At 59.5% G+C, this 14059-nt stretch carries 12 protein-coding genes and 1 pseudogene; all 13 read right to left on the bottom strand.

The annotated features are described in order from the left end of the window. A pseudogene (locus EPE01S_RS21330) lies at positions 1 to 965 on the bottom strand (F-type conjugative transfer protein TrbC); the annotation flags it as partial. Further along, entirely contained in the window at positions 958 to 2034 is a 1077-nt protein-coding gene (locus EPE01S_RS21325; RefSeq protein ID WP_062749219.1) for a thioredoxin fold domain-containing protein, read from the bottom strand. The gene EPE01S_RS21325 and the pseudogene EPE01S_RS21330, both read right to left, overlap by 8 nt. Before the next feature lie 14 nt (positions 2035 to 2048). After that, positions 2049 to 3263, bottom strand: a complete 1215-nt coding sequence (locus EPE01S_RS21320) for a secretion/conjugation apparatus DotM-related subunit (RefSeq protein ID WP_062749217.1) — start codon at positions 3261 to 3263, stop codon at positions 2049 to 2051. 113 nt (positions 3264 to 3376) lie between these two features. Beyond that, on the bottom strand, positions 3377 to 4039 hold the full coding sequence (gene excA / locus EPE01S_RS23115) for a plasmid IncI1-type surface exclusion protein ExcA (RefSeq protein WP_072277515.1): 663 nt from the start codon (positions 4037 to 4039) through the stop codon (positions 3377 to 3379). Between the two features lie 66 nt (positions 4040 to 4105). Continuing rightward, a complete protein-coding gene (locus tag EPE01S_RS21310) occupies positions 4106 to 6346 on the bottom strand; it encodes a DotA/TraY family protein (RefSeq protein ID WP_255210173.1) in 2241 nt (746 codons plus the stop codon). Beyond that, positions 6328 to 6669, bottom strand: coding sequence for an Hha/YmoA family nucleoid-associated regulatory protein (locus EPE01S_RS24135; protein ID WP_373279695.1), 342 nt, complete (start codon positions 6667 to 6669; stop codon positions 6328 to 6330). The genes EPE01S_RS21310 and EPE01S_RS24135 overlap by 19 nt, the downstream gene beginning before the upstream one ends. 65 nt (positions 6670 to 6734) lie before the next feature. Further along, the gene (gene traX / locus EPE01S_RS21300) at positions 6735 to 7307 is read right to left on the bottom strand and encodes a conjugal transfer protein TraX (RefSeq protein ID WP_062749211.1); all 573 of its coding nucleotides are present in this window, start codon (positions 7305 to 7307) and stop codon (positions 6735 to 6737) included. Beyond that, on the bottom strand, positions 7294 to 8052 hold the full coding sequence (locus tag EPE01S_RS21295) for a type IV secretory system conjugative DNA transfer family protein (protein ID WP_062749209.1): 759 nt from the start codon (positions 8050 to 8052) through the stop codon (positions 7294 to 7296). Before EPE01S_RS21295 ends, traX begins: the two co-directional genes overlap by 14 nt. Before the next feature lie 17 nt (positions 8053 to 8069). Continuing rightward, a complete protein-coding gene (gene traW, locus EPE01S_RS21290; RefSeq protein ID WP_062749207.1) occupies positions 8070 to 9290 on the bottom strand; it encodes a conjugal transfer protein TraW in 1221 nt (406 codons plus the stop codon). A gap of 18 nt (positions 9291 to 9308) precedes the next feature. Further along, positions 9309 to 12362 (bottom strand): putative type IV secretion/conjugal transfer ATPase, encoded by a 3054-nt coding sequence (locus tag EPE01S_RS21285; protein WP_062749205.1) that lies wholly within the window; start codon positions 12360 to 12362, stop codon positions 9309 to 9311. After that, on the bottom strand, positions 12334 to 12957 hold the full coding sequence (locus tag EPE01S_RS21280) for a hypothetical protein (protein ID WP_062749203.1): 624 nt from the start codon (positions 12955 to 12957) through the stop codon (positions 12334 to 12336). The genes EPE01S_RS21285 and EPE01S_RS21280 overlap by 29 nt, the downstream gene beginning before the upstream one ends. 90 nt (positions 12958 to 13047) lie before the next feature. Then, positions 13048 to 13434 (bottom strand): DUF6750 family protein, encoded by a 387-nt coding sequence (locus tag EPE01S_RS21275; RefSeq protein WP_062749201.1) that lies wholly within the window; start codon positions 13432 to 13434, stop codon positions 13048 to 13050. 78 nt (positions 13435 to 13512) lie between these two features. After that, on the bottom strand, positions 13513 to 14052 hold the full coding sequence (traQ, locus tag EPE01S_RS21270) for a conjugal transfer protein TraQ (RefSeq protein WP_062749199.1): 540 nt from the start codon (positions 14050 to 14052) through the stop codon (positions 13513 to 13515). Between the last annotated feature and the right edge of the window lie 7 nt (positions 14053 to 14059).

Here is a 14059-nt window from a genome sequence, read left to right as displayed (position 1 = left end):
GCCAGTGTTTCAAGGTAGTTCTCCAGCACCCGGCGTATATCTTCGTGCCACTGTTCATCCACCGCCTGGACGTAAAGGGCCGCAATTTTACGCAGCGGGAGATGCGACTGAATGGTGCGCTGAGACATCACCGAGCCTTCCCGGCGGCTCTTATAGACAAGTGCAAAAACCAGCGCCTGGTTCATGGCTTTCGCCTTCTCCTGCCAGTCTCCGCCGCTGCTGCCGGTTTTGGGCATCATGGAGTCCATCAGGTTGATGATGTACGTCTCCTGCGCCATCCCGAAGACGTTGGTGCTGTTGGTTTGCGGCCTTCCCTTGACGTCTTCCAGCAGCTCCTGTGCGCGTGAGCGTCCCCCGGTGATAAAGTTCATCATGCGCAGATCGTCCTCCCGACCGAAGCGGCGGGCCATGGACATCACCGCGAGCGCCACATCGTTCTGCGCTTTATGATCTGAGAAGATAAGCCCCTTACCCCAGCACAGTGCGTTAAATACCCAGCCCAGCAGCGTCTCCGTTTTACCGGCACCGGTGGTGCCAAACATCAGCACATGACGTGTCAGGTCATCCATTGAGAGCCACAGCTCACGTCCGGCGTCCTTACCGCGCAAGTAACCGGCATACAGGATCCCAGCTGCACGTCCGGTGTGAATGCGTACGGTAGCGACCGGCAAAAAACCGAGCAATTTAGCGGGAACTTGTCGTTCAGTTGAGGGGTCATCGCGATTCATGTCTCTGGGCATGCGCATCGGCATTCTCCACCGCCCGGCGGGCGCCACGATCATTGTCCAGAACAGCATCACAGGCAGGCTCAGCAGCAGCGTGAAGGGCCATATCACGCCGGCCACCGCGACTGCTATCATTCCCAGGACCAGGGTGCCACCCTCTGCGAGTGCGTCGGTCAGCCAGGAGCGCCCGACGTTCCGGTTGATGCGCGTGCGGTCTATCGCCGCGTTATTATCAGTCATGTGTGCCTCCCAGGAACGTTGCCAGACTGCTTTCCGAGCTCATCACCGCCTGCGGTACGTAGCGCCCGTCGTCGGAAATGGTCCATGGCGTACCCGGCAGCTGGTAGGCACGAAACGCCACTTCATTGACGCCAATCGCACCGCGGGCAGTTTCGGCCTGCGCCTCATCTGTCAGCACAGGTGCGGCCTGCGAGCCCACCGGAACGCTGATACCGGCATCCGCTGCGAAGAGACGCTTCCAGGCTGCAGCACGCTCTGCCTCCGGGAGAGCCATCACCGGCGTCAGCGCCTTAAGCGATGATTCCCGACCCTCAATAGTGACAGGAAATATCACCACGTTTACCATGCCGGACACCGTTTCAAAGTGGCGCTCCATACGCTGGCAGTTCGGGCACGCCGGGTCAGCGAACACATACAAAGTGCGCGCATGGCCGCTGGAAAGCGGCACGGTAAATATCCCGCGCGACGCCGCATTTCTTAGCTTTTCAGGTAGTCCCGCACGGACGCTGGAGGGTAAATTCCAGCCGTCGGTGGGCACGTTTTCCGCGGCAGGGATGGGAACCGGTGGTGCCAGAACCGCCTTAGGGTGTGATGGAGGCGGTGGCGGTACAGGACGACCGGCATCTCCGTTATTAGTGGTGGTGGAAAAAAGCGGTTTTGCGGAAAGGCCGATACCGTGCGGTTCGGTCAATGGCGTAAAGGCAGACCATATCAGGATCCCTAGTGCTATCGCTGCGATCCCCATCCCGATGTTCCGGCAGGCGCTGCGCCTGTTTTCAGCCGAAGTCAGGGCACGGGTCAGCCCCGTGAGCAGCTGCGCCGCGTCGTCGCCCCGGTAAAGCGGTGACAAGGCATCATGTGCATTCTGTGCATAGAGGCCGTCGCCGTGCATCACGAACCACGGCATGTTCCTGCGGGGTAAAATAAAAACAGGAACCATGCCGTCACTGATAACATATTTTCCTGTTCCGGCTGTTCCCCATCCCTCTCCAGCCTGATGGCGGCGCGCACTCAGAAGGTCGCCGGTAATCTCGACCACAAACGGGCCTTCTCTGCGTAAAGTTTTCATCTTTTGTCCTTGTATCAGCGCACAGCGGCGCCGTCTGATAATTCGTCTTCGCCCTCTGCGGGCAGGTAAAGTGCGTCAGGAAACGACACGTCGCGCCCGCGTTTTGCCCGTGTCGGACGCATGTCGCGGGAGTGAACCAGACCCAGCGATTCGAGCTCAAGCTGCAGGCCGGATATGGCTTCGTCCGTCATCAGCGGTGGACGGGGAAGGCCCAGACGCGCCGCCATCTGCTCTGCGCGCGCCTGCGCGACGATACCCGCCCCTTCAACAAACACCTTGGCGGCGTCTGCAGTCTGCAGCCCGTACCACAGCGTGCGGTCGCAGCCCTTGAGCCAGCGAAAGCGCGCTGGCGGCAAACGCAGATCCCGACCGTAAAGCCCCGCCAGTGCCGAACGTACGGTGCAGTGCATGGCCAGCCATTCGTTAACACCCGGACTTGCGAGCACACGGTCCACGTGTTTACCGGCAATACTCCAGTCAGGAGTGTTGCGAAATACCGGTTCCCGGAAACGCCGGCGCGTCATGCAGGAGCGATTCAGGTCATCAAGGAGCTTAGTTGCGGCCCCCCGGTCATCGCTGAACTCCTGAAGGCCGAATACGGCAAGCAGTGCACGCTCATGTGGCAGCCACTGGTCAGGCGACACCATGGCCGGGCCAGTCTGCGAATCAAACAGGATCCGCGCGGCATCACGATCGAGCACTCGACGCTTAACGAGCCCGTGCTCCTCAGCGAACTCCTCTGGTTTTTGGGCCCAGGCATTTTCCGGCGTGATGTCGTTCATCAGTCCGCCCTCCTGATGATTGCCCAGCACCGGGATAACAGACGGGGCAAAGGTGGCCATCACGCGGGGGAGAGAATGGATATCGATAGGCCTCCGGCTGCGAAAACCGCACCCGGGATGGCGTGCCAGCGCCCAGCATGTAGCCGCAAACAGTGGAATGAGAGGTACGAACAGGATGCCGGCGGTGGCGTTCATCACGTCCTGCCATTCATTTAGTCCGACCGATTCGGCACCGTTACCGGTGGAAGCAAGCAGGTTGATACGTTCAGCAGCGTAGCGGTGGATCAGCGGGAAGTCAGCGAAGCGCCACAGCCAGTAAAGAAACCAGCAGCTCCAGCGAACAAATTCGCTGAAGTAGAGCCAGCACAGCAGTGCCGTCAGGCAAAGAGTGGCCATCGCCACGGCCGACTCGTTGCTGCCGGCGGCGTTCGGGTTATAGTTTTGCATGTGAAAGGTTCCGGAAACGGAAGCGGGCACGGAAGGCCCGCCATACTGCAGATGAGAAAACACCGGCGCGGGGGCCGGTGTCAGGGGAACTGCATCAGAATGTCAGGAGGAAGTCAGATGACCTGAGGAACCACCACGTCGTGTTCAAACTCAACGAAGCGGCTCTGGCGGCCCACATACTCTGCCCACGGTTCATCAGGAAACGGCTCGGAGTAGCTTTTGTGAACCATGGCGCCGAGCGTATTAAACAGATCTTTGGCCACAGTCGGGTGCGCAAAAACGCTCAGCACCGGCACTTCAGGCATACGGGTGTAAAGGCGCAGAGCGCTGCCTTCCAGTTCACGATCCGTCCAGTCGTTCATGGTGAGTCCCATAACGTCAATCACGCCCTTTTTAACCATGTGAATATAGAGAATCGTGCCACGTTGTGTATCTATGCCAAGGTACTTACCACGCCCCGCATCCATAACCTGATGCTGCTTCTGTGGACTGAATCGGTCAGCATGACTGAGCATATCCACCATTCGTTGCAATTTTCGACGGCGGATAGTGACCGTAAAACGGCGATAAATTAAAGGTATTAAAATCGCAGCCCAAATCAGTAATGAAAAGAGATAAAAATCACCATCGGCATGAACCATAGTGTTACCAAAAATACCAACCAAAGTAGCAAGCGCTAAAACAATTAAACATGGCAGGCCAAAAAAATAATAAAGAGACCTCGTTATACGCCAAAATAATTCAGACTTATTTTCATATCGTTGTACCGTTTTCATGGCATCATCCTTCCACAATTCCTCTGATTAAATTATACCCTTACCTGTAAATAAAGCCAGGTGTAATTATTTAACTCCATCTTCTCCGGACGGACCTTCCCGGTTAGGCGCTTTATTAATCCCGGGAGCCCGACGAGCCCCCCCTCCTGCTCCCGCAAACATACCTTTGACGTCATCTACCAGCCCTCCCATGATGCCGGCCATCCCCGCCCCGCCCAGGAAAGTAATAACGTAATCCGCCAGGGTTGCCTGCAGGCCAAATACACGAGTGACACCAAATGTCGCGATGCGCGCGTATATCAGCAGCCAGCCGACCATTTTGAATAAACCGATAATAGAGTCAGCGTTCGCGTTCGCCAGTGCGGTTCCGAAAAGCAGATTCAGCAGCGTGCCGCCTGCCATGACAGCAACTGACGCGAAAAAGAATCCCAGTACCATTAGCGATGGACGCAGCATCATGTCGATAAGGAATATATACCCGTACGCGCTGCGGCTCCCTTTGTCCTCTTCTGCTCCCAGATGGGTGGCTGACCACATAGGCCCCGCCGCACAACCCACCATGACGCTAACCAGCCAGTTAAACACCCCGACCATCCAGTAGAGAAAGGGCACTGCGGGCAGGAATACCGCCAGCGAAAAACCGACTGCAAACAACAACAGCATCAGGAAATAGAATGGAGGGGAAAGTGCAGTTAAAACATCCTTGATAACCCCTCCGGGATTTACAAAAAGCAGACCGCCAATTGTTCCCATGACTGAGTTATCTGCAGTCGATGCTGCGGCCAGAGCTATTGTATATGCGGTTAGAGCACTTTCCGTCGCCACTAAAGTGTAATCACCAACTGTCTGCATCTTGATCAGTGGATTTACCTGATCGGAAAAAGCTGCATCAGTCCCAATTTTCCAAGTGGCGATAGTGGTGGTGAGCATTTGCATTGGGTTTTTAAAAATACTGATAAATACTGCATCTGGATCTGTGGCACTAGCTGCCGCACCGTCATCTTTCGCCGTCTGCGAACCCAGCGGGGCGGTATAAGTACTATTCTGCACCTGAGACCGGTAGGCAGAAAAAACCTGATGGTACAGGTCACCTGTGCCGGTTTCACCATGCAGGCTCGGTCCCGTCGTAACAGGTGCGGCGTTAGCCACTGCATTCGTTTTGCTGTTGGCCGTGGCAAACGTGTTGTACCACGCACCGAGCGACAGCCAACCGTTGTTCTTCAGCTGCGAGGTCAGCTGGCTCTGCAGTGAGTCCTGGTAGTTCAGCTGGTTCAGCGCAGCATTTACTGCCGTTTCATAGGCGGCAGCGGCACGCTGAATTGTAGTCTCGGCATCCGTCATTGTGCCCGAGTCCTGATCGCGACGGCTCAGGAACCCCTCCACATAGGCCTGTGCAGCAGCATCGAGCGTGGACTGCATCGTATCGAGCGCCCCGCGTTCAGCAGTGGTCACGCTGTCGGTCGCCACTGCTGATCCGAAAACGCTGTCCATTATGCCCGTCGACGGTTCAGGAATGCGGGCGCTACCGCAGAGTGCGCTACCGTTGCCGGTGGTGTAGTCACCACTCCCGCCCTTAGTGACCATTAGCGCAGTACGGGCCTGACCATCCTGATACAGCATGGTAAGTTCACGATTGGTGGCGTGTTTGCACAGGTTCATTTCAAAAACAGCGCGTGCTGCCGACCGCGTTGGGGGTGCCGTGGGCTGAACGACCAGCGACATGCCGCTGCTTATCATATCTGCAGCCTTGTCCGTTAGCAGGTTGGCGCTGCCAATACCCATAGTAGAGGCCGCCCACAGCATCACGAGCTGCGAGAGCGACCACCCGGACGCGGTCGGGATAAGCGTGATAAAGCCTGCAAAGCTCATCACGGGATGCAGCATGGAGCGGCCGGCGCTGAAAACCTTGCCGTCCTGACCTCCTTTGAAGAGGGTCTTCAGCGTCACGATAAGGAACCACGCCAGGGCTACCGCACACAACACGCCATTTAGCAATGCAAACAGCGAGCCGATCATCGTTGCCTGTCCGGGCTGGAGTGGCGAAATCACCACATCCCCGAAAATCATCACCAGCGCCTGCCGCGACAGGTCCCCACTTTTCTGTGCGGCATCGCTGATGGTCTGGTAGTCCACACCGTCGGCGAACGCCGGGCAGGACGCGGCGCACAGCAAAGCCGCCGCCTGAATTTTTGTCAGTAGCTTCATGGTGAACCTGTATTGAGTGCCGGCAGGCGGGCTGCGGCGAATGAGGTAGTCAGAAGCCGCCCGCCGGGCGGCATAGGAAGAGATTACTTCACGTATGTCCACACGTGCTTCGGCACGCGGTCAAAAAGCTTTCCGGCCGCGAGCTCCGCTTTGCGGTGATCGTAAGCCTGCGTCATCGCCGTTTCTTCGGCAGCATCGAGGGTATAGCTCAGATGCTCATACACCTTTTCGAGCGTTTCCAGGGTCTGGCAACGGCGGAATTTCATCAGCCATTCGGTTCGGGTCATTGGAGTCTCACTGGTTTGTTTAATGGTGAGCGGCATGAATCGAGGCATGTCGGCAAAAACACTCCGTCGGATATACGCTTTTACTTCTACCTGTTCCATTAAGGCCGTTGCTGTTCTGGTTCTGCCTGCACCGTTCATTAAGGATATTCCTGAAATTTGGTGCGATACAGAACCCACTAAGGGGCATGTCAGCACCTCCTCCCTCAGAACAGGCCACCGCTCAGCACCTGACGGCACCAGCGCGTCTCCTGCAGAAACGACCGGAAACTGCCCTCCTCTGACGCGGATACCCGTTTTTCCCCCAGCTGCCACAGACGGTAGCTGACAGCCAGAGCCTGCACGAAACCGGTCACTGCCAGCAACGCCAGCACCAGCAGCACGCAACCGACACGCAGCCAGCCGGTACCGCTCACGCTGCTGCCGGCCGCAAGCAGCATCAGCAGAAAGCCGATCGCGGGCAGCCCGGTCAGCCACATCAGCCCCCACCAGAACCAGCGGCTGATGCGGTAGTTGCGTGCAAGCCGTGGCGCGGGCAGACCGCTGTCTGCAACCGCCTGCGACCAGTCTTCGGGTCGGTAGTCCCCGGCCCCGCGGCCCGCCGTCACCTCACGGATGCGGTGCCACAGGCGGGAAACATTGCGTCCCGCATGGCGCGTCACGCTGGCCATCTCCCAGGCAGGGAGGAACAGGTTCAGCGCCATCCAGCCCACCCGTTTCGGGGTGAGCTTTGCCTTGACGGGCTGCTCTGGCGGGGCTTTTGCATCAGGCGTTGTCATGCTGCAGTCCCTCCGCGATCAGAACCGGTTCAACCACCGCAAATTTAATGAAGTGCAGCGCGGCCATCGACTGAAGGGCAGCCACCAGAAAGCTATATACGTCCGTCAGCTCGGCGCTTTCCATGCAACGGATATCGGGCGTCAGAAAAATTATCTGACCCGGATGCTGTGTGAGCGTACTGAGGCTGAGTCCGGGAGAACCCGCAAACGTCTCGGCAACGTGCGGATGGTGGTAGGTCCCCATGCGGTTGCGTATGGCCAGCACCGCGTCGCTTGCACCTTCGCAGGTGAGCAACCCCCGGGCCGCCTGTAAAGCCGGGTCATAAGGATATTTACGGCTCCAGCGGGCAATGGCCGTCCACGGGTCATCAGCCCAGAGCTGGCCGGCCAGCGATGGCAGATCGCTGACGTGCCGGGTCTCGTCCGCGAACGTCAGCAGGCAGGCCATCAGCTGGCGTGTGAGGTCGCTGTTATTTTCAGCCGGAAACAGCGCGGCGGAAAGCGCCTCCGAGCCGCTCCCCCTGTTGACGTGTCTCAGCGAGCCCATCACGTTCCAGACGTCGCCTTCCTGCGTCTGCCCCGGGGCCAGACGCCACGCCTGCCAGAGGCGCGACCAGCGTCGCGTTTGCCAGAATGCTTTCCAGAGCTCACCGCAGGGGTCGAGCACAATCACAGGACCATCGCCCGCGTCCAGCAGTGAGGCAAGTGCGCCGGCATCGGGCGCGAAGGTTCCACTCATTGTCATTATTTTCTCCGTAGGGGTTACTGTGTGCTCACGCCAGCGCTGAGCTGAGAGGACAGCGCCTGAAATTGCGGCGCGTACTGCGCCTTTGCCGCCAGGGCGAGCTGCTGGCCGGCAATGATGTTCGCCTGCCGCAGTTCGTTTTTAATACCGTATGCCAGCCAGTTGGCCAGACTCTGCTGCCGCGCCATTTCACGTGTGAGATTGTCACCGTCCATACTCTGAAGGTCCGTCACCCACGCCGTATTGGCGTAACGGCGTCCTACTTCAAACGCTTCAAACTCGCGTTCGCTCATGGTGCCGTCCTGCTTTGCCTGTGCCGATGCCGTCGCCTGAAAATAGCTCTCCGCAGACGGTGCCTGACGCGCCTCAGTAAGAGCGTCCCGCGTTGCATCCTGCGGCTGGCTTGCGGCCACCATGTCCAGCTGCGGTTGCATTGCCGCGCTCTGCATGGCCCGGTACTGCGTGAGCAGGCCCTGATATTCCTGCCCGGTGGCCGTCTGAATTTCGCCCTTGCCCGGCGTGCGACCGGCATCGAGCTTCGCGGAGTTGCTGACATAGCCCATGGCTGCGTCCGTCTGCTCCTGGGTGAAGGTCAGTTCAGACTCTTTGCCGGGTTGTCCAGCGCCGTCGTAAAGCGACCGCACCTCGGTGTCACCTCCCGGCAGCGGCGAGACGCCGGGACAAAGGCCGGTGCCACCGTACAGTTTCGCCTCCTCCGCAGTGCAGTAGGCCGCATGGATGAGGGCGCTGCGATACCCGCCCTGGCGCGGCGAGATGGGCAGACTGGCCAGGGTTTCCCGCACGGCAGCGCTCGACACGCCGCTGCCGCCGGAAAGCTTCGAGGCGGCAGCCCGGGTTGCCTGGCTGACCTGCGCGGCCGATCCTGAGGCCGATTCGCTGCAGATGCTGTCCGGTACCGAGTAGGACGCACGGGCCTTTTCAAGCCTGTCTACCTGCCGGTTGAAGTTCTCTGCCTCGCGTTGGGTGCGCGCCGCTTCGGTAACGGCGGTGGTGGTTTTTTCTGCGGACTGCACTACCGCCGTGCCGGTTTCGGTCTCGGCCGTCAGGATTTCAGCAAGCGTCAGCTGCATTGTCCTTAAAGCGGGTGCAACCACCCTCTCCACGGGAACGCTGCTCGTCACTTCGACGGTCATGGCCTGCACCTGCGGGATGAGTCCGGTCAGAACGCAGGCCGCAAGCAGTTTGCGCCGGGTCAGAACGACTGGAAGTTTGTTCATATGAGGAGTTCCTGATGTTTACAGGTCGTAGCCCTGTTTGCTGATAAGCTCGTCCGAAAGGGCGCGGATGACGTTGTCGCCGTTGACGTCGGCGGCCGTGCGCCGGCGATGCTCTATAACTTTCTCAGCACTTCCCCCGGGGAAGAAGCGGCCGAGGATACGTCTGGCCGTTTCCGCGCCGACGTCCTTCTCCAGAGTCCGGCGCAGCGCCATGTCCAGCGGGCTGGTGCTGTGCCCCCACAGCTCCTGCGGCCCGACGGCGTTTTTCATGATGTGCGCGATGGTGCTGCCGCCCCTCATGCGAAAGATACCGAGGAACGGTACGCCGCTGCCGTCAGCAGACGGCCCGCTGCCCATACGGGCAAAGCGGTCAAACGTGGTGTCCGGTATATGAAAGCGGGCTTGCAGGGCTTCACGATCCTCAGGGTCAACCGCCACCATGTAGACCGAGTTGGCGGATTTTCTGAGTGCCTCCGGCATGTCGCGAAAGTATTGGGAGGAGAGCACCGTTCGCACACCAAACTTACGCTGCTCACGGTCTGCGGTTTCCAGCATGGGAAAGATGAAGGGTGCATCTTTCGCATTGTGCAGTTCGTCGTACTGCTTCGTTTTCACCTCCTGGTCGAGTTGTTCAACACGGGCCTTGAGTAACGCTTTCCAGCGCGGATGCAGGTCGGGGAACAGCTCATCCTGATACATAGGAAGCACAAAATCCCCGCCGGCAATGTGCCCGGCAAACAGGTACATGATGCCCGTCTGCAGGTGACCGGCCTTTGATTTATCCCCCGCCACGTACTGCAGGTCGACCGCGATAACGCGTGCCTTCGGGCTGATCATGAAACGCGTGCGGCCGGCGAACATGCGATACTCTCCGCACGCATCACGCAGGCAGCGCGCCAGATAGGTGATGAGCTTTTCGCGGCTGCCGTCGCGTTCTATGTCGCCGAAGTTGCTTTTGAAGTCTTCGCTGTTGAGCAGCGGGGCCATATCAGCCAGTTCAGGTACGGCCTGAAACTGGGCACGCTGCGCCGCAGGCGTTTTGCCGGCGTCCTGCAGCAGGTCGCGCACCTCATACCAGGAGGCGTTATCCCGGTATTCCGGGTGTTTATCCCAGATGTCAGCTTCACTCAGCGCGGCATCAACTTCTGGGGCCAGGCCCGGCTGGTAGCGACGGGGATCCTCACGGGCAACCTTAAACGCCTCCTCGACCAGCCGGCCCAGAATAACCGGCGTGTCCTTGCCGTTAGGAGGAACGCCGGTTGAAGGATCGATGCACAGCGCCGTCAGCACGTTCTTGATGAACTCGGCCTCGTAGCTAAGTGGCGTCGTCAGGCCCAGCAGAATATCAAACAGGTTACGGCAGTATTCAGGCTCGTTGCGCAGGACGACGCTCAGCACCTCGTCCTGCCGCTCGGGTGGTAGTGCCGCACGCAGTATCGATACCATGCCCATAGAACTGAACCCTTTATCAATACCGGCGTAAAAGGGCAACTGCTGCTGGGCGATAGCGGCCAGAATGATGGGCTGGCGGTTAATCAGCACCGACTTACCTCCGCCCGACTCACCGGCAACAACGTTGGTCAGCTTTGTCTGTCGGGACGTGGCGAGTCCTACCGGCATAATTTTGCCATCGGGCGTCACAAACAGCGCATCACCGTCCTCATGCCATGCCGACGCGGGACGAGTGAGCGGCATCAGGTTCAGCGCCTCAGACAGCGGTGGATAAAGAAGGCAGGGACCGCTTGCCGCTGATGAACCCGTGAGCGTGGCCACCCAGGCGCGCACCGGATCACCGAAGGTTTGCGTCACACCGCATACCCCCCACGAGTCCAGTGCCTGCTTCAGCAGGGTCAGGTTACGCGTCACGGCCTCTGGGGTATCGCCCCAGGTGGCGGCAGTGATGGTCATGACGCACACCGGCTCGTGCCGTTCGCGCGCCGCGAGCAGCGAAACCGACTGAAAGATGGGTCTGAGTCCCGGTACCCATTCGGTAAAGCTGAGCACGCCGTGCTTTCCGCTGAGCCGGCGCATGCCACCCGGCATCAGATCCTGCCGGATACGAAAGGGAACGCTGCGCGGTATAAGTTCGCGCAGGCGCGCAAAACTCTGCGGGTTCTGCGGCCCGAGGCTGACCGCCAGCGTGCCGTGCCAGACGCCGTTGATTTCAAGCAGGTTATTACGTATCTGTTGCACACCTGCGCTCATAATCTGAAAATTCAGCCAGGGTGCCAGCAGCGGGGTCGTATCCTCTCCCTGACGCACGCCACGCGGCATAACGTGATCGTCAGGGAGCAGCGGCTGCCACCCCTCACCGGTGCCCTTCGGATCCGTCTGGGCACGCAGCACGCGTCCCGCTTCATGCGCATCAATGCGCCTCAACAGCACGCCCTTCCCGCTGTCGGCTAACGCCCTTTCTACCTGCGACAGGAAGGCGTCATGGCGGATTTTTAGCCCTGCCAGCCCGCACAGCAGCGGGTTCTGGCCAAACGCCGCGGCAGGACTCGCTTTGACCAGTTCGCTGAGGCGTGCATTCTCGTCACGCAGTTCGTGTCCGGACAGGACGCCGCGCCCGGTATAGCACACGAGCCAGGTGCGCTCCCGATTTACCCAGGGTGCCAGCTTTTGCACCTGCTCATCGAGAAGGTACTTCAGATTCAGCCCGGTGCGCTTCAGCGATCTGTACTGCGGTGCCAGCAGATGCTTAACTTCAGCAGCACCGCCCTCGGGATCGCACTCATGCACAAGGCTGATACGGTGACCAGGCTGACGGTAATGGGCGGTCAGCGTTTCGCACATGCGGTTCAGTCGCCCCTGCCAGGCGTCAGGATGCGAAGCGGGCAGCTCGTCGTCCGACTCGCGATAGCTCCCTGCCACCTCATACACGGTCAGATAGTCCCCGTTGTGCGTGACCATGACATAGGGCGCGCTCAGTTCGGGATGGCGCACCCGGTCGTCATCGGTAAGGCGCACCACTGTCTGCAGGTCGCAGTAATCAGGCAGGTCGCGCGACACGGCAAAGCGCGTCAGTGCGGTGATAACGTCTTCAGTCCAGCGGATGAGGCGGTTTGGCATACAAGTCGCTCCTTGTGTAGGTGCTCCATGCCGGGGTGTGCAACACGCTGTCTGCGGTGCGTCCCATCGGGAGCAGAAGGGTCGGGTCACTGAAAACGTCAGCGGGCAGGATGAGCACGCAACCTTCAAGCCGCTGCTGCATCTTTTTTTGCTTCACAGGCGACAACCGGCGCATCGCGGCGGCGAACTCCGGTACCCGGGAAGTGCCCCACATGCTCTCGACCTCACGTGCGTGTCTGGCAAGCCAGTTCCACACTTTTTTGCACTCCTTACGCACGGTCTTACTGTCGCTGCTGAGGCCCAGCAGGGCACGGCGTTGCAGGTTAATAATGTCGGCGGCGTGTGCATCGGGAAGCCAGGCAAGATGGCCATGGGCAGCGGTCTGGCTGTCGAGGTTGAAGGTCATCCAGCAGAGCGTGCAGAGCGGGTGCTTGTCAGGTCCCTGCCACAGGCGCTGCGCGCGAGTACCGCAGCAGAAGCAGGGAACGCCAGGGGTTACTGGCACCGGCCGCGGCGGGTTATCTTCTCCGCTGATGTCCGGCACCAGCGGCAGCGGTATTCCCACCACCGGGTTCGAAGCGTAGTTAGGAGTCATGGCTATGTCCTGTCAGGAAAAAGGGGGCACGATCCGGCAACGTTGAGCAACACTGGTAATCACCACCGCCCTAAGGGCGGTGGTGGCAGATTAGCCCACGCTGACCGGCGTCATGTTCATCTGCGTCTGGCCGCGTTTGATGATTTCAGGAATGGCAATCAGAAACAGGCCGCCCACAAAACCCAGGGCAACCATCCACGGCTTGATCTGCGGGTTGTTCTTCATAGACTTGAGCGCAATAGCGCTGCCCACAACGCTCACAACGCCCGCGAATACGGAAATATTGAGCACACTTCTGGTACCAGAGGTCGCCCCCACTGACACCGAATTCAGCATGTCCGCAACATCGCCGTCGGCCATGGCCATCGGTGAGATAAAGGCAAGCCAGGCACAGATACCGCGAAAAACAAGGCGGCGCAGATCTTCAGACAGCACGAGGGAGCGCGCGTACGCCGCGCGATAAAGGCGAGTTAGCATGGTATTTTCCTTATAAAGAGAATGGCCGGATGGCCGGTTGAATGCGTCCGTTAAGGACAAAAATTTGAAGGCCTGCGATCAGACCATTCCAAGAGAGTTCTTAATGGCATCGAGCAGGTACGGGCTGCAGACCATCATGACGCCGATAATGAACTTGACGGTGCCACTGTTGACGTCATTTGCCGCCGTCAGGCCGGAATGGCCGTCCTTACGTGAGCGCACCCACAGCCTTACGCCGGACAGTGCGAACCACACGCCGGCCATGCGCAACAGCGTCAGCAGGGCGTTGGCAGCAACCGCCCCCTGCCCGAATGTCCCCACGTCCACGTAGCTGATGGCGTCGAATGAAACCTGCCAGCCCATCTGCCTGCCGGCGGCGCCGATAATCTGATCCAGTCCCGCAAGACAGCCGCACAGCAGTATCATTGCCACCACGCTGCCGCCGCTGGCCGACTGACCGGGCGCCTTCCGGGCAAGCCAGGACTGACGTGCGAGATATCCCCCGGAACCCAGCACGGCAAACAGTACCCCGAGCGTCAGCGCAAGGTTGATGCCTGCGCTGAGCAACCCGGAGGCCAGGTTCGACAGCATGGTGATGCCGTCGGTTGAACCGCCCATGATGTCC

Origin of the sequence: Erwinia persicina NBRC 102418, assembly GCF_001571305.1 — a bacterium.
GTDB classification, from domain to species: Bacteria; Pseudomonadota; Gammaproteobacteria; order Enterobacterales; family Enterobacteriaceae; genus Erwinia; species Erwinia persicina.
The sequence above is the reverse complement of the archived record's forward strand: the minus strand, read 5'-3'. Positions and strand labels throughout refer to the sequence as shown.